This is a genomic window from Psychrobacter sp. KH172YL61, from assembly GCF_007182895.1.
Classification (GTDB): Bacteria; Pseudomonadota; Gammaproteobacteria; order Pseudomonadales; family Moraxellaceae; genus Psychrobacter; species Psychrobacter pacificensis.
Genome location: NZ_AP019516.1, coordinates 2,059,462 through 2,081,852 on the forward strand (window position 1 = coordinate 2,059,462; position 22,391 = coordinate 2,081,852).

Here is a 22,391-nt window from a genome sequence, read left to right on the forward strand (position 1 = left end):
GAGTAGTATTATAATGCGTATCAAAAAGGCGTTTATAAACGTTTATAAACGAGCTGAACAACCAAGCATGAGCATTCACCGCATTGACACGCTAAAGTCGCTTAAATCGCATTTGAGCGCCTATCACTCTATTAAATGGTTCTTGATGAGATCAGTCAAAATAGTCACGTCATTGTTACTTGCGCCCAGATAATTACGTGCAGGAATATCACCCCATAAATGCGGATAATCTGCTTTTGTGCCGCCATAGTGCATCATCGCGCCATACACCATGTTTGTACCGATGGTCACACCAGCACTTGCTGCCTCATAATGAATTGACTGCATCAGCGTATGATTCATGATAAGCGGCTGCTTGCTTGCCACTTTATTTGCGCCGCGTCTGTTTAGACGACCACTTTGATTGGTATCAGATGCGCCAAGCATACTGGCAAATGTCGCCTCAGAGTTAGCCGCCCACGGCTCACCATCAGGCGACGTTGAGTTCTCAAAATTATCATGGGTGCTATTAACCATATGTTCACCCATGTCGCTAAACACAGGAGACAGATCACCGCCACGCTCTATGATGCGTAGCACATAACGCTGGGCTTGCTCAAGACCGTCTATAGTGATGGTAATCATTATTGCCCTTACAAAGCATCATCGACATCAATACCTGCATTAAGCAAACTTGTCAGTAGTGCTTGACCAATGATAGGCGCGTATTTACTAATTGTTGGCTTCCACGTACTACCTGCCGCATGTTCCCATCCTGCTGCTGCCACGCCGTCAATATCGGGTGTATCAGCAATGCTTAGACCCAATCTATCCATATCAGCCATGCTCAATACACGCACATAGCAATTGCAGCCGTAACCGTTTGGCGGGTAATTAATCGACCACCAGATATCATCCGCGCGTAGCACGGTATTATTTAAGCGCAGGTGTGATAGGCGTGGATTGCTACGCGTCACATGGCGGTACTGCCAGTAGGGACGAGATTGAAGCATCTCAGGCGTAGTCATCTGCTGCCAGCGTCCAGCAGCGTGAGAGGTGCGCATATTGGTTAAGTAGATAACACGGGTGCGCCAAGCGCGGCCAGCGGCACTATCACTGCCTGTGTAATCTTTCCAACCACGCTTTTGCACGATGTCTTTGAAGCGTTTTCGAAACGCGCCAAGGCTTTCACCATCCTCAATAGCAGCACCTACCGCATCATTCAGGTCTTGCAATAAGTCTGCTTTCATCGCACCTGCTACCGTAAACGCTTTGTCATGCTGCGCGGCTTGTATGTCTTTATATGTGGGCGTTAGTAGCAGCGTCTTCTGTTTAAAGAAGGCTATTTGTGATTGGAACTTAAGGCCAAATGCCGCTTGGGTTTTCGATAACTCACTCATAAGGTTAACTCATCAACGACTTCAGCGACTACTTCAGCACGTCCCGCCAGCGTTGCCGCTGTCATTGCCTCTGCAATCACCTCAATGAGCTGCGTATCATCCAAGTTATCAAACTCACGGGCAATCAGATCAGGTAATGCCGCCATGCTGGGTGCGATACTAATAACGGTTTCAAGACGCATAAGCCACTCATCGACCGATGACTGACTGCTTGCTGCCAGCTTATCAATATTGGCATCCGCATAGTCCAGACGCACAGGCGTAAAACCTTGCTCAGAGAAATCCGCTTTCATTCCTGATACTTGAGCGCTAGCATTAGATTTGCTAGCACGCGCAGTAGGCGTAGCTTTAACTATCTCGTCAACTTCCACCTCATCTTCAGCGAGATTATAGGCACGTTGAAAATACACTTTCGTTAGTCGTGCGCCGGCCTTTTGTAGTTTTTTCATCACGAGTGGCGAGCTTATCAGTCACGTCCTCATCTGACCACATCGACCATGTTGGCATGATCTCATTGTCACCGATGTTAAGTTGCACCGCATAACGTAGCAGCGTATTGATTGCCTCAGCGATCATCTCGCCATCAGCGTCACGGATATCATCGGTGACCTCAAGACCTGCTTGTGCACTGGCATTGGTACTGGATGAGTCAGTCGATTGGTCTTGACCGAGTAGCGCAATATTAATCTCGCTACGGCAGTACTTCAGCAGCCGCTCAAACATATCAGCGGTAGCGCCTTTACCAGCTGCTTCCAATATCTCAACTGAGCCATCATTAGGAATCGCTGCTACGCCGTCTTGCGCTAGCGTCTCAAGGCTATCAAGTATTAGGTTAACCTCACTGTCAGGCGTGCCGCGAGGATGCTTGCCCACGATAAAAGCTTGCCCATATTTATCGGCAAACCGTAGCCAAAACTTCAAGCCACCTTTACGGAATACCGCCGACCAATAGACGGCAGCAAGGTCTGCCACGCCATAAGGATTGGCATAGGTCGCATCATTACGTGCCATGATGAACTTCATATCAGGCACAGCATCGCCTGTGATATTACCCAATTGGCGAAAGCACAGCTCATTATCATGGTTAAAACTAAACCATTCAGGCGGTTTACCGATCACGCGCTCAGGCAGCCATAACCCACCTGATTTGCCAGTGCCTTTAGACCAGTACACCTCAGCAGGACTATAACCGTACAGTGCTGCGTCATGCAGCTCACGAGTGAGTCCTCGCATATTGATATTGGCCAAAGTTTGCTGGCATAGATTGAGGGTTTTATCAGAGGCATTCCCTTGCGTGAGACCGTACTCAAGACCAACCACCGATGAGCGACGACGCCGTACTGCACCTTTGATCGCGGGGTCGTTTAAGATATCACGGTACACCTCGACATCACGCCCCAGCTTTTTAAGTACCGCATCAGGATTGGGCAGCGCCATCATAAGACCGCCCATATCAAAGCCGCCATACATGGCAGCCGCACGGCTAGCGATCTCTGACGACAAGCTTTGGGTTATTTGTGTGGTCATTTAATAGCCTCGAATGATAGAGTTAAAACGCTGGCGCATACCGACACCGCGTTGGATACTTTTATCAGTGGCGGCGGGTCGGCTATTGACGGTCAGCTTGCCGCCTTTGAGATTGAGATAGGCGCAATTGGATAGACATAGCGACGGCGCAAAGTCACCATGACGGACTAAATCAGGGTCTTTTAAGTCCTTGCGGCGCAGTGTATTAACCATCTTGATACCGTTTACCTCCTCAATCTGGCGCAGGTCTTGCGTGAGGTTCTGGTCAGCAGGAATCGTTATCATGTCATCCTCAAATAGCCCCGTCATTTTGGGCATATACTCCCCATACCAGGACAGATTGATTTTTGACTTGCATGATACGCGAGTGCCCAAACTTATCAGCGGTCAGCTCAGCCGTGGTCTCACCTGTACCCGTGGCATCCATCGCACCGCCAATGAAGTTGGGTAGACCGTCGATAAATGCCCATAGGATTTGCATTTGCTGACGAGCAGGTACTTTTGCATCTCAATGACAAAGGGCACGTTACGTTGCAGGTTCTGCTCAATGCCGAGCGGGTTGATAATACTAAAATCACGGTGGCGGGCGTAATCTTGCCCAAAGTACCACGGCAGTCGCGGGTCTAGTTCTGCCAGTAGTGGCTGTAGATGCACTTTAATCCACGCATCAGCAAAGTCTTCTCGCTCCTCAACTGTCTTTTCGACGAAGTTCTCAGGCAGTATCAAGCGCAGCACAGTGCGACCTTGTACCGATGCGCGTTCAATCCATACCGTCGGTAGACTGGTACTATTACCATCACGCGGTATGGCGTCCAGCTCTTCACGCATCTGTGCCTTGCGGCTACCGTACCCACGGCGGATCTTCTTGTACCATTTTTCTTTACCTTCAGCAGTTGGTAGCTCGCCTTTAATGAGACACACGCGCTCATACAGCCCATTGGCTACTGCATCATCAAAGGTAACTTTATAGACGATGGCCGTGTCTTTATAGACATCACCCTCAATCTCTTTGATAAGCTGGTTAAAGGCATTGGTCGTGCCATTGTGGGTGCTGATAATAACAATGCGGCTACCCCAAATCAGTAGCGCTGTTGCAGCATCCAGTACCGCTTGTACGTTCCTATGAAACGCCGCTTCATCAATAATGACGTGTCCTTGTAGACCACGGATGTTTTCAGGACGGCTTGATAGCGCGACAATCTGAAAGCCACTGGCTAAGCGAATACGCCAGCTAGTGATGTATTTGGTCTTGCCGTGTTCGTCTTGGTCTTCAAACAAAAACTCTTCAATACCGCTCACGCCTTGACCCTGAGCGACTGCAATCGTACGCAGGAACTTGGCACAGTAACCAACGAACTCAAGGCCTTTTTCTTTGGTATCGCCCACGTAGTAGACGTTATCGCCGCCCGCATGGCGTTGACTGGCTGCCACCAGAGACTTATCAAGCGCCATACCAAAAGTAATACCTGTTCGCCGTCCTTTTTCTACGACCAAGATGTCATACTCATGCGACAGTGCAATGGTCTCTGATTGGTGGCGCATGAGTAACCCATCCGCCATAGGATTAAACGTATCAGGAATATCACGTACCGACTGGGGTAGCTCTTCCCATTCCACGATAGCCTTGGTGTCACGGGCAGGTTTAAGCGTACTCATAAGCTTAGCACCAGCGACGGCTGCGCTATTGGCAAAGGCTTTTATCTTGTCGCTCACGCTAACTCCCTTTTTGACACCTGATTTGACACCGAGGAACTCACGCCGCCAAAAGTCTACTTGTTCCGCACCCAGACCACCCGCTTGTGCATGTTCCTCAAGCTTTTCGGCTTGTTCAGCGAGCAGCTCCGCTCGAGCACGAGCTTTGACTTCTGTTTCCCATTTTTTTTGGGTGATGTTAGCGCGGGTCAGCTCAGCCATAGATTTACTAATTTTGGCGAGTAGCAGCAATCGCTCTTCAGGGGTCTGGTCGTCCTCAAGCTCTTTTAAGGCAACAAGGCCATTAAAGGCTTCAGTCTGCATCAACGTGATGGTGGCGTTCGATAGCGCACCCGTATCATCGGCGGCATTTTCGGCAAAGTGTATCGCCATATCGGTTGCCACTTTAGCCGCGGCCAACTTGGTTTCCAGCTTTTTACCATAGCGATGGACTGATGACTTACTGATCTCATAACCTAATCGTTGTAGCCAACCTGCCAAGTCTTCATAGCCATTAAAGCCATTGTCAAACAGCTTATCGTCGAGCTGTTTTTTGTGGTCAGCGGCCAGCTTGTCGATCGCACTTTCGCGTGCCATATTAGCTCCAATACTTTTGCAGGGCGAGCGATACCAGCGCGGCAGTCTACCGTATAGTCCACGACATCGATACCGAGTGCAGTACAGCGCCCATGCCAGTGTCCGTCTGGATTTTTAGTCAGCATTACCATCTTGCGTTTTTCAAGATAGCTAAGCTGTTGGTGCAACTCAGTGGGCGTCACCTCACCGTAGATGTCATCCATGATGGTTTTTAGCATCACATCACCGCAGCCAAGTGGTTCGGCGCGGTGCATGGCAACGAGTAGATACCAACGCATACCCTCGCGGCGGCTTTTATCAAGATCAATAGGCATCAGTTATCCTTGTTTTTGCTGGTTTAACAGCTCATAGAGCCGATCAAGTTTGGCTTCAACCACAGTAAATGTACGGTTAAAGTCCGCGCGGGTTAGATATTTTTCAGGCAGCTCAGCCTTGAGTAGAAGGAAATCTCTTTCAATTTGCCTAACCTCAGTGGTTTGCTGTTGCACCTGCTTTGATACGTTACTGATTGCATCTTCTAACGAGTCATCACGCTCACGCAGTGCCGTATCAAAGCGTGCAAAAAACGCCGAACCTGCACCCCAGATTGAGCCTGCAATAGTGAGCAAGATACCGATGGCCTGATAGGCTTCAAGTTCCAATGTCATTACTGCTCCTTGTGATATGGCTGGCATTCAATGCAGTAGGTGGCGTGAGGGGCGGCTTTTTGCGGTCAGTACCGATAGGGTCACCGCAATCGATGCAGTCCGTAATATCATTAGCGGCTTGGGTTTTGATACGGGATAGCGCGGCGTTTAGATGCACCGCCGCGATTTTGTTGGCATCATCAATAATGTCACCCATTACCACCTACCTTGCCACTGCCTTTGATGGGCTTGCCTGTGACAAGGCGCAAGATGGCATTGATAAACGCCACACCTGTTGCCAGTACACCGTAGACCTCAGGGGTCATTAGCGCTTCAAGGCTGGGCGTAGCAGCCGTTGCCAGCGTCATCGCAGTGATGATGAGATTAAACCAGATGGTTTTGGACTCGTACCATGCCTTATGCTCAGGCGTGGGTATGGGCTGATTAGTGGTTGGCGAGGTCTGGGGGAGTCCAGCATGGCTTACCTCATGAGGGAATGGTTCAACATGATCGGACATTACCAGCCCTCCTGCTTAGCTTTTTTATAGGCCGCTGCGAGCTTGGTATCGTACTTATTCGCCTTGTAGCCTTCACCGTTATAGCGCAAGGCAAACCCAGCCCAGTCATTACGCTGTAGCTCATCGACTAAGCCGTTGACCTTGATGTATCGACACATAGCATCTATCTGCGCAGCCTCCGACTCATGCATCGCATCTATGAAAGCCTTGAGCGATGGGTACTTTAGATCTTGCCAATTAAAGCCCATGACCTGACCCTTACCCCAGCTACACGCCATGTGTGCGGCGTCCCAGTCCAGCACTGCTGCAACGGCTAGCTTGTCATGTTGTGGACGCACGTTATACAGCGAGCGATCCCATGTGCGGCTTACCATGTCAGGAAATAGCGTTTGTAGCTGATCACGCTTGGTAATGATATTGGCGCGTGTGAGGTACTTGTAATAGATATGCGGCTCAAACAGGATCGTTGGACGGCCTTCATCGTCGAAGCCGTCCATTGGGCACCTCAACGTCTATGATCGATTTTAGGGCAGCGGCTTCGACGCCCAGACCCTTGGCAGACGTGACAATATCGGCACGGCTTAGCCGCTTTTAGCGGTATCTTGAGTGGCTAAGCCAGTATGAGCGCCACCCAAAATAGTAATGACTTTTTTTAGGTCAGCAGGATTGACAGGACGCAGGACTTTATTGACTTCATCCACAACATCTTGACTCAAAGTGCCGTCAGGTAGTTGTGGTTTAGCCCACCTCAAAAAATTCTTTATCGGTCATTATTGGTTTGTTATTAGACATAAAAAAACCTGTTAGCTTATTATTGCTAACAGGTTATAAAAAACAGACGTTTTTTAATTTTATGGGGGATTAAGGGTTATATAGCCGTTTTATGTATAATAATTTTTTCAGGTACATAATTTCGCTTTTCCTTATCATATTTCCTGATAAGAGTGATGTCCGCTGTTAACTTCTTACCTGCATTATGTAAAGTAAACGAATCTAATTCTTCTCCTAACTCAAATTTGACTCTTGTTTCCAAATAACTCAGGTGCAATACCAGCCCAGCCACGGCTACTACTGTCTTGATCACTGGCATAAACATACAAGTCGATATTGCTATAGTCCTCTTCTTTTCTCTCAGGTGGCTCAAAATTGGTGACTGTAGGAGTGTTCTTAACCACTTCGCTAGGTATAGTTAATGTTTCATTATCACCCAAAGAAATTGTTGCGTCTTCGTTTTTCGCAGGTTGTACAAACTCTACCGCATTAGTAGCTACCTTTTTGTTCATATTAGCTTCTACGATATTTTCAATTTGCTCACCAGTAATTCCTGCTTCTTGAGCCACATTTACAATATTAACCGAATTATAGTTATTCACAGGTTGCAACTCATTACCACTGAGTAGAGCCGATCCAGCTACAATACCAGCGCCAATGAAAGCCCCTGTCCCTAACATCACAAGGCTGTTCACTTTTCCACCGTCCTGAAGAATATCATTGAACACCTCTTCTAGTTTTTGTAAATTATCCTCGCCGATTGCTCGTGTCAAGCAAGTGACTTTTAGCCATTCATAAAGACTACCCGCTTCAATATCTTGAACATAAACATTCGTACTGACTATTTTAATATCGGGATAGGCCGCCTCTAATATTAGCGCCCCTTTTTTTATTAAATATTCTAAACTAGACAAGCTTTTGATAACGTCTTTAACACTAGGAGGATTCTCAGTATTATAAGTAACTTTGAAATCTGCTTCTATTATTCTTTCATTAGCAGCCAATGGGATTGCTTGCATTTACCTCTCCAATATTAAAATTTAGACGTTTTTTATTGTGTAGCAGGTTAAACCTTACTTTTTCTTAGGACAGTTTTTACCGCTACCACCTTTATTGCAGTCACAGGCGCGGCCGTCTTTATCACGATCTAGACTTTTCCAGCCTGTCTGTCCTGCTTTCTTACGAGCGTCGTGATAGATTTGTGCTTCTTGTTGGGTCTTAAAATCCTTACAGCTCTTAGCCTTAGCCAGTGCAGGTGTGGACGCAACAGTAAGCATTAGAGACAACATAGCGCACGAGATAATTTTCATACAATAACCCTTTTTAGTCTTATTAAATGCGAACACGTATTCGCTTTTGGTTTTACAAGCACACATTAGTATATTTAGAAGTATCATCTTGCTCGCTACACCAAGACTGCACGGCATTCTTAGCATATTTTACTTTGTAGTCCATATCAGCATAAGGTAAATAAGCTTGAAACGGTAAATCTTCACCTTGATAGACACGCTTTAAATCATCCGTATTAAAAGCCACACCAAATAGATTTGCAGTACTCAAATTGCCATGTTGATCTTGCATATTAGAGCTATACATATAGTAGACTTTACTTGCATCTATTTTTTGATTCTCTAGCAGATAGTTAAGACTATTACCCATAGTATGAAAGCTTCTAAACACCATGTTGGAATCACTTGATGAATCCATCAGCGGCATAGTAATCACTAGCTGATCACCCATAGTTTCGACTTTATCAGCATCGAACATAGCCTTTAGATCCGTTTCCATATCACCTGTTGGCTCAGGGGCAGAGCCACAACCCACCAGTGCTAACATCGTACCTAGCAATACTAACTTTTTCATAATGTCTCTATTATCAATTTAATTCATGCAACCGTTTTCTAAGACCTTCTCTACGCTGTTGAAGCTTACTAATAAAGGTGCTTAGCAAAGCACAGAGTATAAAAGAAACTACCATCAGCCACATCATATTGAGCCAAACAGCTACTAGAATGGCAATAGCAAAACAAATAAGCCATAAGCTTAGCCTGTCTATACGATGATTAATATAGCCAATTTCTCTCCTAAGACTTCTACACTCTAACTCACCTTTAATATCAGCGCCACAATGCACACAGTCAGGGAGTATTTCGCCATGTAGGCTGTTCACACTGATGACACTTTATTGCGTTTTGATGGTATGGCGGTGGTGCAGTGCGTCCAAAGTACACGTTACCCTCATGTGTGCCCTGATTGACATAACCATGGTTCTCAGGCTCATGACTACTTGCCAAACTTCACCTCACCTTTATGCCTGCCTTGATTGATATAGCCATGATTATCAGTCGTATTATTAGGAGTGTTATTGATAGTCGCTGCGCCGCCACTGACTGATCCTATGCTGCCGCCATCGACTGTTTGTTTAGCATGACTGCCAGCGCCGAGTAGTAACATCAATACTTGATTTTGAGTATTGTTATCTGCTTGATCGTACTTTTCCATTATCAGCGCTTTCTCATTACTCACACTCGCATCACGTCCATGAACCAGATAATCCAATGAGTATCCGGTCATCTCTTGCAATTTTATCAGAAAACTAATGTCTGGTGAGCGTTCATCATTCTCATAGCGCTGTAGCGTGGCTGTTCCTACGCCTGTTTTATCGGCAAAAACCTTTCTAGACTCCCTTACCTCTGATTGCAAAGATACGTTGTCCCAAAGTTAAACCAGCCATAGCTACCTACCTTTTTAATCATTTTTGATAAAATTTCATTGACTATTTAATCCGAATGGATTAAATTATATACATTGATTGGTACAAACTTGTTCCATTAACTCAAAGAAGGATTTTAGCACATGGCTACTAACACCGCAGCACCAACTGAACCTCAAACACCAAATCAATTTCGCAAGCAGCTCATTGATCAAGGATTGACACTAAAAGAATGGGCAGAAGCGCGGAACTACAATCCCGAATACTGCTCTCGTGTCCTAACTGGTCTTGTTAAAGGCACACGCGGCAAGGGGCATGATATTGCTGTTGCTATGGGTATCAAAGCTGATTTATCAGCCAAACCTCAAACAACTGTTAACGAGGTGAACGTATGAAATTGTTTACTAAACCCCAGCCAACGGGCGCAAGTCCGCTCCATCTGAACAATAAAGAGCTACGCCGTGAATTGGCTTATGCCGACACGATCATTGCCAATATTGAATCGATCATTATTGATGAGCAAAGGGTTGCCTTGAAGATATGAACGCTATCAATGCAAATGCTACTTCATCAGATCCTTTTAGAAGCGAATCACGTAAGCGAGTAATGCACCGCATTACCCCAAAGCGTGACTACCTCAAAATCATACTGATAGCGCTGTGTATTTTACTAGGTTTTGCATGGTACACCGCCCAACAAGAGCGTGATTTCTTTATGCAACAAACAGCAAAAGGAGGACAACATGGCTCAATCCACTAAACGCGCCCTAAAAATCATCAAAGCAATGCGTAGCGCCACTTTTAGCGGTATTAGCGTCACCGAACTGGCACAGTCTGTCGGTACATCAGCAGTAAATATTTGCCGCGACCTAGACGATTTAATGGATGAAGGGATGGTCGAAAAACGTGATGACGGACGCTATCAGTTATCGGTTGCCATGCTGCAAATCGCCGCTGCGTATCAGACTGACTATAACCGCATGGCGAGCCGCTTAGCTGAAATCAATAATCGCATTAACAATCATTGAGGACATTATGAAAGACATTACTCCAGAAGCCACAATAGAAACCAGTATCAATGCTGCACCAAATGCCCAGAGTCAACTAGCCGTTGCTACTGCAAGACTCGCTAACAGCTTAGGATACGAGGGTAATCTCACTATTGGCACACTTGAAGATGAGATCCGCTTTTATCAGCAGCGTACCGCCGAGGCATGTGTCGAAATGGGCAAGCGCTTATTGATACTCAAAGAGATGTGCCCGCATGGTGAATTTGCCCAGCGTCTTGAAGTATTGGGTTTCCAGCCACGCACTGCGCAAAAATTCATGCAAGCGGTACTTAAGATTTCAAATGCGAATACGTCGACGCTTTTGGACAAAGTGGGCAGTCAAAGCAAATTATTAGAGCTGGTCACACTGGATGACGACCAGCTTGACGCGCTCAGTAACGGCGACAGCATTGGCGATATCACGCTTGATGATATCGAAATGATGAGCGTACGTGAGTTAAAAAAAGCGGTCAAAGACGCTCGCGCTGATACTGCCGCCAAAGACGATTTATTGAGCAACAAAAACAAAAAAATCGACGAGCTAGACGCCAAGCTTAGCTTGCGCCGTCAGCCCGACCAGCAGCACGTTGTCAGTGCCGAACTAGAAGCGCATATCAGCAGCGAATTAGCCCAGTCCGTCACCAGCATCCCTGACCGCCATCAGCCAGTTTAATGCCAGCATCTTGACCCTACGCGAGCAAGCCGACACCGACGCGCCGCACCTAAGCGCCAAGATTGATAGTGACGTCAGCTACGCCTATGGCCGCATTGCCGAGCTTGCCGCTACCGATGGTATTGAGATTGATCTGGCGCAGATGGTCACCCCTGATTGGATGATGGACACACCATCTGTAGATATACCAGCCGCAGCGCCGCAGCCTACCAATGACCCAGCGCAAGAGGCAGCTACGTTTCAGGCGTGGCGCGAGGAGCAAGGCTATATCAGCGATGATGACTTTGAGCTGCGCGGTCAGACCCCTGACCAGCTAAACAACTAAACCCTAATAATCTTAAAAAAATAAGAGCAACACTATGGATACCGCAACTCTCGACTATTTACGCACCATTGCCAAGCGCTTAGACAGTGCTAAACATGGCGAAAAATCCCCCATCGTTGAGCTAGCAGCAGCATACCTGTGTTGCTCAAACAAACAAGTCTATCAACTGCTAAAAGATGCGGGGCTTACCACGCCGCGTAAGACCCGCACGGACAAAGGTGAGTCTATCATCACCCGCGCTCAAGCCGAGCTGATCGGCGGCATGATATTAGTCGCCACCCGTGCCAATGGCAAGCAAATCTTATCGGTCACTGACGCGGCTGAAATGCTAAAGGCGCAAGGCAAAATCCCAGACGTGGCCGTCAGCACTATACTACGAGCGCTAAAGGCCTACCACTGTCACCCAAGCCAGTTAGCAACACCGACAGCGCACGTCACTCAGCGCAGCTTACATCCCAATCATGTCTGGCAGATTGATGCCTCTGTCTGTGTGCTGTTTTATTTGCCAAAAGGTGGATTGGCAGTGATGGAGCAAAAGGAGTTCTATAAAAACAAACCTGCCAATGTCAAAAAGATTGAAAAAGAGCGCGTTATCCGCTACGTCGTCACTGACCACTATAGTGCCGCAACTTACGTGGAATACGTCATGGGCGCAGAGTCTAGTGAGAACTTAACCCAAGTCTTCTTAAACTCTATCCAGCGCCGCGATGCCAATGATCCCATGCACGGCGTCCCAAACATCCTAGTCATGGATAAAGGTAGCGCCAACTTATCAGGCTTATTTCTTAACCTACTGGATCGTTTGGGCGTCGAGCATATCGAACACGCCGCAGGCAATAGCCGCGCCAAAGGACAGGTCGAAAAACACAACGACATCGTTGAGTGTAAGTTTGAGAGTCGCTTGTCTTTTTTGAACATCAGATCACTGGATGAGCTAAACGCCTACTGCACTAAGTGGCGCGCGCACTTTAATGCTAATGCCGTGCACAGCCGCACTCGTCAGACGCGCAACGCCATATGGCTCACGATTACCAATCAGCAATTACGTTTAGCGCCGTCATTAGAGATATGCCGCGAGCTGGTCACGACCAAGCCTAAAACCGTCAAAGTGCGTGGTGATTTAACCATCACTCATACTGTCAAGGGCTATGCAAACCAAGCCTACGACCTGACGCATCTGCCTGATATCTACCCCAAAGCCGAGATCGATATCGTCGTCAACCCTTACCGCGCCCCTGATATTGATGTCACTTGGCTAGATACCGTTTACACCATTAGCCCAGTAGAGACTGACGCCGCAGGTTTTGCCATTCATGCGCCCGTCATTGGTGTACAGATGATTGCCAAGCCTGAGAGCCAAGCTGATAGCAACCGCAAAGCCATGATGAAAGCCGCTTATGGCGCGGATACCGAAAGCGAAGTCGATAAAGCCCGTAAGCAAAAACAAGCCGCTTACGTCGGTACAGTCGACGCTATGGCAGACGTAGACAATAGCTATAGCGATGGAAACGTGCCAAACGTCATTACCAAAGCTGCGCAGACCGTAGACACCAGCGCCCACGTCGCCAGCCGTGAGGTCAAGCCATATACCCATGTTGAAGCCGCCATGCAATTGCGCGGATTACTTGGTAGCCAGTGGACAAGTGACCACTTTGCCGACTTGCAAAAGCAATATCCACAAGGTGTACCACACAGCGCCATTAACGAGATTGCAGACCGCATCGTCATGGGCAAACCAGTTACCTATTTAAAAGCAGTTAATGAGTAAGGTATTAAACGATGGAAACTTTAAAGTCATTACTGATCAGCAATAACATCAGTCAAAGGAAGTTAGCTGACAACATTTCAATAAGCCCAGCAGCAATCAACCTATTTATTAATAAAGGAGTTTGTCCGAAATGGCTACCGAGAGAGTCAATAAACAGACGCATCACCAAATATCTAGTCGAGATGAGTATCGACGAGAAAATAATAGAAAAATTATTAACCGATTTGCACCTTAAAGAATACATGGACAATCCGCCTTTAAGCGAACGCCTAAACCTAAACGATCAAAACCCAGAGGAAGACCTTATGTTACTTCGCAAACAAACCTTAACCCAGCCAGCACGTAAGCAGTTCAAGTTATTTACCAACCCGTTCACCAGCGACATTCGTAGTGCGGACGAACTTTATCAGTCAAGCGATACCGCATACGTACGCGCCGCCATGCACCATACCGCAAAACATGGCGGCTTCATCGCAGTCACTGGCGAGTCGGGCGCAGGGAAAACCACGTTAAAGCGTGACCTCATTGACCGTCTCAAGCGTGAGAACCAATCCATCATCACCATTGAGCCGTACGTGTTAGCCGCTGAAGACAACGATATGAAAGGAAAAACGCTAAAAGCTGCGCATATTGCCGAAGCCATCTTGCACGCGCTAAGCCCACTCGACAACCCAAAGCGCAGCCCTGAAGCCCGTTTCCGTCAAGTGCATAACTTACTACGTGAGTCGCACAAAGCAGGCAACAGCCATGTACTGATTATTGAAGAGGCGCACAGCTTACCGATTCCAACCCTTAAGCACCTCAAACGCTTTTTTGAACTAGAAGACGGTTACGACAAGCTTTTAGGTATTGTCTTAATTGGACAAAACGAGCTGACGGTCAAAATGTCTGAACGAAACCCATCTATCCGCGAAGTGGTCCAGCGTTGTGAGATTGTCACCCTAGAGCCGATAGCGCCCAGCGAACTATCAAGCTATCTTGCCAAGCGTTTGGGCAAGCAGTCCGAGCTTAGCGGCATCATTGATGAGTCTGGCATTGACGCCATGGTAAACCGCTTGGTGCGCACCGATAACAAGGGGCGCGTCATGCAAAGCCTGCTATATCCGCTAGCTGTCGGCAACCTTATTACTGGCGCAATGAATATGGCAGCAGACCTAGGCGTACCCACTGTCACCCGCGACATCATTATGAATGTTTAACCCACCAAAGGAGCAATACCCATGACTAACCAAACCACCAGCCCCGTAACCACCATCGACGATAAAGACTACATGACCGACGACAAGGGCCGCTTAACACCTGTTGACGCCATCAAGCCTATTGACAAATTACGTGACGAAACCGTTTGCCAAGCGGCGCAAAAGGTCATCGCTTTACATCAGACAATGAAGTCCGAAAAGAAGCGCTGTTCGCATTGGTCTATGACTTTTTGGAGCTATCCGCAGCAGAGTACGACACCAAATATGGTGGCAAAAAGGCAACGTGTCCCTACCAAGTTTTGACGGCAGATACAAAGTCCAGATCGCCATGAGTGACAATATTGTCTTTGATGAGCGGCTGCAAGTTGCCAAAAATCTCATTGACGAGTGCATCAGCGAATGGAGCACAGGCAGCGCTACCGAGATTAAGACCTTAGTCAACGACGCCTTTCAGGTGGACAAAGAAGGCAAGGTATCAACGCACCGTGTTTTAGGTTTGCGTCGCCATGATTTTGATCACCCCAAATGGCTCAAAGCAATGGCAGCCATAGCAGACGCCAGCCAAACCGCCAGTACCACCGAGTACATCCGCATGTATGAGCGGGACGACAAAGGCAAATACGTCCAGATCCCGCTCGACTTTAGCAAAGTGTAAGGCGGCAAACATGAATAACATCCCACTGAATATGACAACTATTGATGAGCTAAAAATACAGGCCGCCCACACTGCTTATCAGCTCACTATCAGAGTTACGCCGCTCAATGAGCGCCTAGCAAAAATGAATATGAGCGTTTGGTGGGAGGGCGACACGTATTTTATCAACACCCATGGTCTGGATCAGATTGTCGGTACTGGCTTTTATTTAGACGACTATATCTTAGGCCACCTAATGGCCATGACAGATATCAAACTCAACACATTTTTAAAAGGTTTTTAACCGCCGCCAGTCGGACACTGGTAAATCAAACTAATTTAAGGATAGATATTATGAATAAGCAAGATTTAATCAACGTAATTGCTGAAGAGACTCAAATCACTCAAACTAAAGCTAAAGAAGTGCTTGAATGTACTTTGAGCACTATTGGTGTAGCATTGATGGACGGTGACGATGTTAGGCTCATAGGCTTTGGTACTTTCAAAACCTCCGAGCGCAAAGCCCGAACTGGTCGCAATCCAAAAGACAGGCGAGGAACTTCAAATCCCTGCTAAGACAGCGGTCACGTTTAGTGCAGGCAAAACCCTAAAAGACGCTGTTAATTAATTTGGTACCTAACTTTTCACTCATCATTATAGGACATTATAAAAATGGCAAAACTAACTCCCGAACTATTAAAAAGCAAAATCACAGGCGAAGCCTATCACCAGTTTGACGGCACGACAGTCACCATCTGCTGCCTAACCTTAGAGAATGGTTATAACACCATTGGTCAAAGCGCTTGTATTGACCAGTCAATGTTTGATGCTGAGGTAGGTAAAGATTTGGCCTACCAGGATGCCTTTAGCAAGCTATGGCAGCTTTACGGCTTTAATGCTAAGGAAGCACTATTCCAAGCCGTACAAGGCGCGGAACAAAACAAGCTGTCTTAAGCAATCATTAAGCCCTCTGGGTAAACACAAAGGTGGGTAACGCATTAGCGCTATCCACCTTTTTACTTCTCATGATAAGGAACCCATATGAGTCATCAAAGCAAACAACGCATCATGGATAAGATTATCCGCTGCTTAGCGCTTAGCAAATCAAGTAACGAACATGAGGCTGCCACAGCATTGCGTCAAGCTCATGCACTGATGCAAAAGCACGACATCAGCGTGAAAGATGTTGAATTAGCCGATATCAAGTTTAAAGCCTCAAATACACGCTCTGCAAAGCGTCCACCTATCTATCAAATTGCCCTTGCCAACATGATCGCCAAGCTTTTTGGTTGTCAGAATTATATGGGCAATGGTACTGGTGACCGTAGCCACATTCGCGTGATGTGTTTTGTAGGTTTAGAGATACACAGCGACATTGCCAGCTACTCTTACGACACGCTATTCCGTCAACTAAAGCAAGCTCGCCAGGCCTATATTAAGACTGAGTTAAAACGAGTCAGACTTGCCAAAAACAAAGCAGCCCGCGCGGATGCGTTTTGTCTTGGCTGGGTATCAACAGTGCGCCAGTTGGTCAGAAAACTAGTGCCTTTATCGACTGACATGGCACTTATAGAGCGGGCGATGCGCTCAGAGTTAGACTTAAGGTCTACAAGCGGCGTAGACCGAGTGTCCAAGAGCAAAGCCAAAACCGCAACCAATGATTTTCATAACGGCCGCATAGCAGGCAAAGACGCCCAGCTAAACCATGGCATGAACACCGACGCGCACCAAACCAAACGAATCGCCCAATAGGAGCATAACCATGTCACAGCGTACCCCAAACAAACCAAAGCTGATCCAATTCATTCACATAGCTAAGAGCCAGCTTAAGCTTGATGACGCCACTTACCGCCACATGCTCACCGAGCAAACTGGTAAGGACAGTTGTAGCAAAATGTCTAAAAGCGAACTCGTCGTCGTATTTGAGCATCTAAAATCCTTAGGCTTTAAGACCACACCTGCCAAATCAGCGGGCAAGGTCGCTCAAGCAGACGATGCCCAATCACGTAAGATACGCAGCCTATGGCTCACATTGCATGATCTAGGCGCAGTGCGTAACGCAAGCGAGCGTGCATTAGCCAAGTACGTCGAGCGTCAAACAGGCAAATCAGCACTACAGTTTTTAAGCACAAAGGGGGCAAGCGACGTCATCGAACACCTCAAAAAATGGGAAGAACGCGTTAGAGATAAGCAAGCCGAAGCTAAGAAATAAAGCGTTATAATTGCTAGACCTGCCATCTTACCTACACCTTATTTTTATCAACTATAGTAAGATTCAATTAATCAGGTCAAACTAAACGGAGCGCGTAATGTCAGACACCAAACCAAACGGCAAATTCACCTCTCTAGGTACTGCTTTCTTGCAGGACATGGTAGGTATAGGTTCTGGCATTATCGCTACTAGCGCTCAGATACCGACTGAACAAGCTCAGCAGATAGCTTATGATCTCGCTCAGTCTATGACTGCGCATTGGGGCGGCAGCATGCTCTATGTCCCCAAAACCAACCCTGAAAAGATTCTAAAACGTAATCTGGCCATTTGGAATGACTTCACAGGCAACAATCATCATCAGCTCGCTCAAAAGTATGATCTTGCCACACCAACGGTCTATCAAATCCTAGCTGACATTCAAAACACTCTCCCTAAACCACAAAAAGACCTATTCGATAACGAGTAGGTCTTTATATTCAATCTGGTTTTCTAATTACATCTAGTGTAACCTCATTACATATCTATCCCAGTATATCCCTAGCTATCCCACCTCATCCCGTATTTATAACGCTATTCTAGTATGTTTATCTAGAGTGGTATCAGCTTGCGGGTTTGGCAGTTGGTCAATATATGACCCGCTGCACAGGCAACCCTTCATAAATACTATAAGGAGATATCATGGACAACGTCTTTATCTACGGCTTATATATTTTAATTTGGCCAGCCATTACGCTCGGCGTGCTGGTATTGATTTGTACCGCGACTTATCGCGATATCAAACGAGCCAAACGTAATAACGAAGAGATATTATAAAAGTACACTCTCAATGATCAGTACTCTCATCAGTGAGTCCGGCTCGCTGATGAGCCTGAATACGCAAAAAACTAATAAAAAAGCACTAAAATCAGCACAAGTGAGCAAATAAGCTATTTTTAGCCAAAAATGACTTGTAATTTAAATTATTTTTGCTAATATAGTCCACCTTGATTGGCTGGATGGCAGAGTGGTCATGCAGCGGACTGCAACTCCGTTAACGCCGGTTCGATTCCGACTCCAGCCTCCAATTATTTATTAACTTTACGTTAATTTTGGCTTGCATTATTATCCCAACCGATTATAATAGCGACCACTTATCTAGTAACTAGACAGTCTATCAGCTAGTTTACATGTTAGATAACACAAGTTTTGCCCGGGTGGTGAAATTGGTAGACACAAGGGATTTAAAATCCCTCGCTAGCAATAGCGTGCCGGTTCAAGTCCGGCTCCGGGTACCATTACATAGTTCTATACTATCTTATAGAGTAGCCAAAGCCCCTGATATCAGGGCTTTGCTGTATCTATGATTCGCAACTCTTATCTATATGTCCAAGTCCAGCAGCTTTGAGCTTAAGCTCTTGCCATGCATATCTTGCGCCAGCGACTTGGTCACCCCGCCGCCTAATGCCCCATACAAAACAAAGTTAAAAGCTTTTAAGTTTGGCAACTCATAACGAATCACCTCTCCTGCTACAATATCTTGGAACCAGTCTTTGACCACGGCTGCGGTTACTTTATCTTTGAGCAATTCGTAATCAGTCTCCTCAAACGCGATCAGAGAAATATTGGAGATATTGCCTTTGTCACCAGTGCGAGAATGGGCAATTTCACGTAGTTTCATTTATTTGACTCCCAATATGAGACAGTAATGTCCGTATCGGTTTCTGGAATCAAGATAGAACCGATGGACACGATAGCCTGAATGTGTGAACGAATACCGCCGCCACCTGCGGGGCCATTGGTATACAGCGTCTCGACCTCTCGGGTGATGGCTTGTGCCATGGTTTTATCCGGGGTACGCGCCGCCACCCGTAGTCGCACCTCGGCCGCCTCCGCCGTGCTGGCAAACTCATTGCTATATAACGAATTGAGACCGATAAAGTCATAGCGTATCTCGATCGGTTTAATATGCTCAGCGGCTAGCCTGTTTTCAATGACCCGCTTGGCAAGCGCGGCCCTTTGACTGCCCCTGAACCGCCGTAGCTGATCTCCGCTTCTGCGATATAGCCATCTTTATAGCCGATACTGGTTTTCAATAGACCTGTTTTGGGCCTGCCTGATCCGCCAGACACTTGAACCACATCGTTATCAATGGCTTTCACAGACACGTTAGAAAAATCAGCAATCACATCTGGGGTAAGATAGCGGGCAGGATCATGAATTTCGTACAGCAACTGCTCTTTTACCGTCGCCTCAGAGACCAACCCGCCAGCATTGGGCAGCTTGGACACGGTATACTCTCCGTCCTCTGTCACCGCCAAGATAGGAAAGCCAACATTCCAAAGCTCAGGTACCTCCTTATAATCAGGATCTGCAAAATAACCACCTGTGATCTGAGCGCCGCACTCCATCAAATGACCGCCAATTGTGCCTTTGCCCATCAAATCGGTATCGTCAAAAGACCAGCCAAACTCATACACCATCGGCGCCAAAAGAGCGACGGATCGGCGGCGCGGCCCGTGATGACGATATCTGCGCCAGCGCTCAATGCTTGCACGATACCTTTGGCACCAATATATGCATTGGCCGAGACGATAGAATCGCCAAGATCTGCAATGGTGCGATCGTTTTCCAGCAGTGTCTCATTCTGATAACGCACAATGTCTGTAAACACATCATCACCTGTGACAGCAGCGATTTTTAAACCATGAAACCCTTGCTGCTCGGCGATCTGTTTGATTGTTTCGGCAGCAGCTTTGGGGTTGGCAGCCCCATATTGCTGATGACTTTGACCTTTTTTTCGACACACAGCGGCAGTACTTGCGCCATACGATACTTAAGTAAACGGTCATAACCCTCGTTTGGCTGCTGCATTTTTGCGCTGCTGGGCAATGGCAATGGTACGCTCAGCCAAGCATTCAAACACGATATAGTCCACGTCGCCGTAGGTCATAACATCAAGCGCAGGCGTCAATCTGTCATCAGCATAACCTGCGCCAGACCCAATTTTGATGGTTTTCATTCCTTACTCCTGATTATTTTATTTAAATGATCACGCCTGTGACTATCGCCACAATGGTCATGACCAGCGTGGTACCAAACGCCCATTTAAAGACAAACTTTTGATGATCGCCCAACTCCACACCCGCAAGGCCAATCAACAAGAACGTCGATGCGGTCAGCGGACTGAGCGGGAATCCTGTGGTCATTTGTCCCAGCATAGACGCTTGACCAATTTGGACAGGATCCAGCCCGTATGCACTCGCGGTCTGTGCCAAAATCGGCATCACCCCAAAATAATAGGCATCAGGGAGTAAAGACGAGGCTTAAAGGCATGCTCAAGACGGCAACGATGACGCCCATCGAACCACCCACCGCGTCTGGAATGATCTGCACCAGCGCCGTCGCCATCGCAGAAATCATCTCTGTCCCTGATAAAATGCCCGTAAAGATACCTGCCGCAAAAATGATGGACACCACGGTAATCATGCCAACCGATTGCGACTTGATCTGATCCATTTGATCATTAGGTTTGGGATAATTGATAAGCACAGCGATGGCGAATGCCAGCATAAAGACGATTGGCAGTGGTAGCCAAACTTGCACCAACGCCACAATAGTAACTATGGTCAATATCAAATTGAACCAAAATAGCTTGGGGCGACGCATATCGCGCGCTTCTTCCGTCAGCTCATCATGCAGGCTGTGCTCCATGTCTTGAACGCCCAAGCGTTTGCGCTCTTTTGCCCACAAGGTGGGCCACAAATACAATCCAAACTACACCTGCCACAAACGCAGGAATAAGCGGATTAAATAACTGCGCGGTACTCACCTCTAAAGCCGCCGCCGCACGTGCAGTTGGGCCGCCCCAAGGCGTCATGTTCATCGTACCTGCACCAAGCGCCACCAAACCCGCCAGTATGATTCGCTTCATACCCAGTTTGTCATATAGCGGTAGTAGGGCTGGAATGGTGATTAAAAACGTCGAGGCGCCCGAGCCATCCAAATGCGCCACCATGGCGATCACCACGGTGCCGATACAGATTTTGACAGGATCGCCTTTGACCAGTGTTAATACCCGCGAGATAAGCGGATCAAACAAACCTGCATTGTTCATCACGCCAAAAAACAAAATGGCAAACCCTAACATGATACCCGTTGGTGCCACACCCACGATGCCGTCTAGCATAAAGCCGCCAAGCTCTGCGCCAAAGCCGCCGATTAAAGCAAAAACGACAGGCACAAGAATCAATGCCACAATGACGGACACCCTTTTGGTCAGTATGAGCGCCAAAAATACGAAAATCGTCAAAAACCCAAGTAATGCCAACACATTCCTTCTCCCTTGTGAACGTTAATCTCTTCCATGTGATATCACGACCAGCTCACCTCTCCATCGGTGACTCACTGGCATCAGCTTTACTAGAAATATCACGGGTGCAGGAGGCTTCCAAGGGTACAGATGAACGTTTTGACAGGAAACTGTACCCGTTTTGGGCACACATTTCTGTGCTATGGCAGGCAGTTACTAGGAAAATGGGCGGTGCGATTCATCAAACAAAATGACAAAAATATCGGTCATTATCGATGCATTTTTAAGAAATACTGGCAGGTTTTGTATCATGTTATTAAACAAAAATATCTCCCACACTGTCAAAAGCAAAAGTATGCTTTGATATAACGCATCAACATAAGCGTTAATGATGGTTAAAAATAGCAGTTTTAATAAACTT

36 protein-coding genes, 2 tRNA genes and 2 pseudogenes are annotated in these 22,391 nt (G+C 47.0%); 20 read left to right on the forward strand and 20 right to left on the reverse strand.

Annotation, left to right across the window (positions count from 1 at the left end):
- Nucleotides 1-123: 123 nt before the first annotated feature.
- The 16 genes from PKHYL_RS10905 to PKHYL_RS10980 form a co-directional block, all read right to left on the reverse strand.
- Nucleotides 124-624, reverse strand: coding sequence for a phage virion morphogenesis protein (locus tag PKHYL_RS10905; protein WP_240365140.1), 501 nt, complete (start codon nucleotides 622-624; stop codon nucleotides 124-126).
- Nucleotides 625-632: 8 nt separating this feature from the next.
- A complete protein-coding gene (locus PKHYL_RS10910) occupies nucleotides 633-1,379 on the reverse strand; it encodes a phage head morphogenesis protein (RefSeq protein WP_240365141.1) in 747 nt (248 codons plus the stop codon).
- Complete coding sequence (locus PKHYL_RS10915) at nucleotides 1,376-1,789, reverse strand: phage portal protein family protein (RefSeq protein ID WP_240365142.1); 414 nt, start codon at nucleotides 1,787-1,789, stop codon at nucleotides 1,376-1,378. Before PKHYL_RS10915 ends, PKHYL_RS10910 begins: the two co-directional genes overlap by 4 nt.
- A complete protein-coding gene (locus tag PKHYL_RS10920; protein ID WP_240365143.1) occupies nucleotides 1,767-2,906 on the reverse strand; it encodes a phage portal protein family protein in 1,140 nt (379 codons plus the stop codon). Before PKHYL_RS10920 ends, PKHYL_RS10915 begins: the two co-directional genes overlap by 23 nt.
- Nucleotides 2,907-3,224 (reverse strand): hypothetical protein, encoded by a 318-nt coding sequence (locus PKHYL_RS10925; protein WP_240365144.1) that lies wholly within the window; start codon nucleotides 3,222-3,224, stop codon nucleotides 2,907-2,909.
- 69 nt (nucleotides 3,225-3,293) lie between these two features.
- The gene (locus PKHYL_RS10930; RefSeq protein ID WP_240366529.1) at nucleotides 3,294-5,177 is read right to left on the reverse strand and encodes a phage protein Gp27 family protein; all 1,884 of its coding nucleotides are present in this window, start codon (nucleotides 5,175-5,177) and stop codon (nucleotides 3,294-3,296) included.
- A complete protein-coding gene (locus PKHYL_RS10935; RefSeq protein ID WP_240365145.1) occupies nucleotides 5,075-5,509 on the reverse strand; it encodes a hypothetical protein in 435 nt (144 codons plus the stop codon). The genes PKHYL_RS10930 and PKHYL_RS10935 overlap by 103 nt, the downstream gene beginning before the upstream one ends.
- 3 nt (nucleotides 5,510-5,512) lie before the next feature.
- Complete coding sequence (locus PKHYL_RS10940) at nucleotides 5,513-5,842, reverse strand: hypothetical protein (protein ID WP_240365146.1); 330 nt, start codon at nucleotides 5,840-5,842, stop codon at nucleotides 5,513-5,515.
- Entirely contained in the window at nucleotides 5,826-6,038 is a 213-nt protein-coding gene (locus tag PKHYL_RS10945; RefSeq protein ID WP_240365147.1) for a hypothetical protein, read from the reverse strand. Before PKHYL_RS10945 ends, PKHYL_RS10940 begins: the two co-directional genes overlap by 17 nt.
- Nucleotides 6,031-6,339 (reverse strand): hypothetical protein, encoded by a 309-nt coding sequence (locus tag PKHYL_RS10950; RefSeq protein ID WP_240365148.1) that lies wholly within the window; start codon nucleotides 6,337-6,339, stop codon nucleotides 6,031-6,033. The genes PKHYL_RS10945 and PKHYL_RS10950 overlap by 8 nt, the downstream gene beginning before the upstream one ends.
- Nucleotides 6,339-6,836, reverse strand: coding sequence for an N-acetylmuramidase family protein (locus PKHYL_RS10955; protein WP_240365149.1), 498 nt, complete (start codon nucleotides 6,834-6,836; stop codon nucleotides 6,339-6,341). Before PKHYL_RS10955 ends, PKHYL_RS10950 begins: the two co-directional genes overlap by 1 nt.
- An 84-nt stretch (nucleotides 6,837-6,920) precedes the next feature.
- Nucleotides 6,921-7,091, reverse strand: a complete 171-nt coding sequence (locus PKHYL_RS10960) for a hypothetical protein (protein WP_240365150.1) — start codon at nucleotides 7,089-7,091, stop codon at nucleotides 6,921-6,923.
- 258 nt (nucleotides 7,092-7,349) lie between these two features.
- Nucleotides 7,350-8,129: a hypothetical protein gene (locus tag PKHYL_RS10965; protein ID WP_240365151.1), complete on the reverse strand. Its 780-nt coding sequence runs from the start codon at nucleotides 8,127-8,129 to the stop codon at nucleotides 7,350-7,352.
- Between the two features lie 54 nt (nucleotides 8,130-8,183).
- Nucleotides 8,184-8,399: an excalibur calcium-binding domain-containing protein gene (locus tag PKHYL_RS10970; protein WP_240366530.1), complete on the reverse strand. Its 216-nt coding sequence runs from the start codon at nucleotides 8,397-8,399 to the stop codon at nucleotides 8,184-8,186.
- A 73-nt stretch (nucleotides 8,400-8,472) separates the two neighbouring features.
- On the reverse strand, nucleotides 8,473-8,973 hold the full coding sequence (locus PKHYL_RS10975) for a hypothetical protein (protein ID WP_240365152.1): 501 nt from the start codon (nucleotides 8,971-8,973) through the stop codon (nucleotides 8,473-8,475).
- 420 nt (nucleotides 8,974-9,393) lie between these two features.
- Nucleotides 9,394-9,813, reverse strand: coding sequence for a helix-turn-helix domain-containing protein (locus tag PKHYL_RS10980; RefSeq protein ID WP_240365153.1), 420 nt, complete (start codon nucleotides 9,811-9,813; stop codon nucleotides 9,394-9,396).
- 153 nt (nucleotides 9,814-9,966) lie between these two features.
- Here PKHYL_RS10980 and PKHYL_RS10985 point away from each other — a divergent pair, with 153 nt between their 5' ends.
- The 20 genes from PKHYL_RS10985 (at nucleotide 9,967) to PKHYL_RS11070 (ending at nucleotide 18,956) form a co-directional block, all read left to right on the forward strand.
- Nucleotides 9,967-10,218: a DNA-binding protein gene (locus PKHYL_RS10985; protein ID WP_240365154.1), complete on the forward strand. Its 252-nt coding sequence runs from the start codon at nucleotides 9,967-9,969 to the stop codon at nucleotides 10,216-10,218.
- Nucleotides 10,215-10,367 (forward strand): hypothetical protein, encoded by a 153-nt coding sequence (locus PKHYL_RS10990; RefSeq protein ID WP_240365155.1) that lies wholly within the window; start codon nucleotides 10,215-10,217, stop codon nucleotides 10,365-10,367. The genes PKHYL_RS10985 and PKHYL_RS10990 overlap by 4 nt, the downstream gene beginning before the upstream one ends.
- Nucleotides 10,364-10,582, forward strand: coding sequence for a hypothetical protein (locus tag PKHYL_RS10995; RefSeq protein ID WP_240365156.1), 219 nt, complete (start codon nucleotides 10,364-10,366; stop codon nucleotides 10,580-10,582). The genes PKHYL_RS10990 and PKHYL_RS10995 overlap by 4 nt, the downstream gene beginning before the upstream one ends.
- Nucleotides 10,566-10,850 (forward strand): HVO_A0114 family putative DNA-binding protein, encoded by a 285-nt coding sequence (locus PKHYL_RS11000; RefSeq protein WP_240365157.1) that lies wholly within the window; start codon nucleotides 10,566-10,568, stop codon nucleotides 10,848-10,850. Before PKHYL_RS10995 ends, PKHYL_RS11000 begins: the two co-directional genes overlap by 17 nt.
- Nucleotides 10,851-10,857: 7 nt before the next feature.
- On the forward strand, nucleotides 10,858-11,544 hold the full coding sequence (locus PKHYL_RS11005) for a DUF3102 domain-containing protein (RefSeq protein WP_240365158.1): 687 nt from the start codon (nucleotides 10,858-10,860) through the stop codon (nucleotides 11,542-11,544).
- A 10-nt stretch (nucleotides 11,545-11,554) separates the two neighbouring features.
- Entirely contained in the window at nucleotides 11,555-11,869 is a 315-nt protein-coding gene (locus PKHYL_RS11010; protein WP_240365159.1) for a hypothetical protein, read from the forward strand.
- A 34-nt stretch (nucleotides 11,870-11,903) separates the two neighbouring features.
- Nucleotides 11,904-13,637, forward strand: a complete 1,734-nt coding sequence (locus tag PKHYL_RS11015; RefSeq protein WP_240365160.1) for a transposase — start codon at nucleotides 11,904-11,906, stop codon at nucleotides 13,635-13,637.
- Between the two features lie 11 nt (nucleotides 13,638-13,648).
- Nucleotides 13,649-14,836: an ExeA family protein gene (locus PKHYL_RS11020; RefSeq protein WP_240365161.1), complete on the forward strand. Its 1,188-nt coding sequence runs from the start codon at nucleotides 13,649-13,651 to the stop codon at nucleotides 14,834-14,836.
- A gap of 21 nt (nucleotides 14,837-14,857) precedes the next feature.
- A complete protein-coding gene (locus PKHYL_RS17670) occupies nucleotides 14,858-15,139 on the forward strand; it encodes a DUF3164 family protein (RefSeq protein ID WP_269778163.1) in 282 nt (93 codons plus the stop codon).
- Nucleotides 15,120-15,491 (forward strand): DUF3164 family protein, encoded by a 372-nt coding sequence (locus tag PKHYL_RS17675; RefSeq protein ID WP_269778164.1) that lies wholly within the window; start codon nucleotides 15,120-15,122, stop codon nucleotides 15,489-15,491. The genes PKHYL_RS17670 and PKHYL_RS17675 overlap by 20 nt, the downstream gene beginning before the upstream one ends.
- Nucleotides 15,492-15,501: 10 nt before the next feature.
- Nucleotides 15,502-15,774 (forward strand): hypothetical protein, encoded by a 273-nt coding sequence (locus PKHYL_RS11030; RefSeq protein ID WP_240365162.1) that lies wholly within the window; start codon nucleotides 15,502-15,504, stop codon nucleotides 15,772-15,774.
- Nucleotides 15,775-15,824: 50 nt separating this feature from the next.
- Nucleotides 15,825-16,046, forward strand: a complete 222-nt coding sequence (locus PKHYL_RS11035; protein ID WP_442966073.1) for an HU family DNA-binding protein — start codon at nucleotides 15,825-15,827, stop codon at nucleotides 16,044-16,046.
- Nucleotides 16,036-16,098, forward strand: coding sequence for a hypothetical protein (locus tag PKHYL_RS18900; RefSeq protein ID WP_442966155.1), 63 nt, complete (start codon nucleotides 16,036-16,038; stop codon nucleotides 16,096-16,098). The genes PKHYL_RS11035 and PKHYL_RS18900 overlap by 11 nt, the downstream gene beginning before the upstream one ends.
- Nucleotides 16,099-16,142: 44 nt before the next feature.
- On the forward strand, nucleotides 16,143-16,424 hold the full coding sequence (locus PKHYL_RS11040) for a Gp49 family protein (RefSeq protein ID WP_240365163.1): 282 nt from the start codon (nucleotides 16,143-16,145) through the stop codon (nucleotides 16,422-16,424).
- A gap of 87 nt (nucleotides 16,425-16,511) precedes the next feature.
- The gene (locus PKHYL_RS11045; protein WP_240365164.1) at nucleotides 16,512-17,222 is read left to right on the forward strand and encodes a DUF2786 domain-containing protein; all 711 of its coding nucleotides are present in this window, start codon (nucleotides 16,512-16,514) and stop codon (nucleotides 17,220-17,222) included.
- A gap of 10 nt (nucleotides 17,223-17,232) precedes the next feature.
- On the forward strand, nucleotides 17,233-17,682 hold the full coding sequence (locus PKHYL_RS11050) for a gp16 family protein (protein WP_240365165.1): 450 nt from the start codon (nucleotides 17,233-17,235) through the stop codon (nucleotides 17,680-17,682).
- Nucleotides 17,683-17,779: 97 nt separating this feature from the next.
- Nucleotides 17,780-18,148 carry a Mor transcription activator family protein gene (locus PKHYL_RS11055; protein WP_240365166.1) on the forward strand — a complete coding sequence of 123 codons (369 nt, stop codon included), beginning with the start codon at nucleotides 17,780-17,782 and terminating at the stop codon, nucleotides 18,146-18,148.
- A gap of 212 nt (nucleotides 18,149-18,360) precedes the next feature.
- Nucleotides 18,361-18,495 (forward strand): putative transporter small subunit, encoded by a 135-nt coding sequence (locus tag PKHYL_RS11060; protein ID WP_208855952.1) that lies wholly within the window; start codon nucleotides 18,361-18,363, stop codon nucleotides 18,493-18,495.
- 176 nt (nucleotides 18,496-18,671) lie between these two features.
- Nucleotides 18,672-18,745: transfer RNA gene (locus PKHYL_RS11065), tRNA-Cys, on the forward strand.
- A 124-nt stretch (nucleotides 18,746-18,869) separates the two neighbouring features.
- Nucleotides 18,870-18,956 (forward strand) — tRNA-Leu (locus PKHYL_RS11070).
- Between the two features lie 83 nt (nucleotides 18,957-19,039).
- On the opposite strand, the gene PKHYL_RS11075 is transcribed toward PKHYL_RS11070, so the two are convergent.
- The 4 genes and pseudogenes from PKHYL_RS11075 to PKHYL_RS11095 form a co-directional block, all read right to left on the reverse strand.
- Nucleotides 19,040-19,339, reverse strand: a complete 300-nt coding sequence (locus PKHYL_RS11075) for an AtuA-related protein (protein ID WP_071003550.1) — start codon at nucleotides 19,337-19,339, stop codon at nucleotides 19,040-19,042.
- Nucleotides 19,336-20,532: pseudogene (locus PKHYL_RS18905) on the reverse strand (acyclic terpene utilization AtuA family protein). Before PKHYL_RS18905 ends, PKHYL_RS11075 begins: the two are co-directional and overlap by 4 nt.
- On the reverse strand, nucleotides 20,507-20,680 hold the full coding sequence (locus tag PKHYL_RS18910; protein ID WP_442966074.1) for an acyclic terpene utilization AtuA family protein: 174 nt from the start codon (nucleotides 20,678-20,680) through the stop codon (nucleotides 20,507-20,509). Before PKHYL_RS18910 ends, PKHYL_RS18905 begins: the two are co-directional and overlap by 26 nt.
- A 22-nt stretch (nucleotides 20,681-20,702) precedes the next feature.
- A pseudogene (locus PKHYL_RS11095) lies at nucleotides 20,703-21,991 on the reverse strand (CitMHS family transporter).
- Between the last annotated feature and the right edge of the window lie 400 nt (nucleotides 21,992-22,391).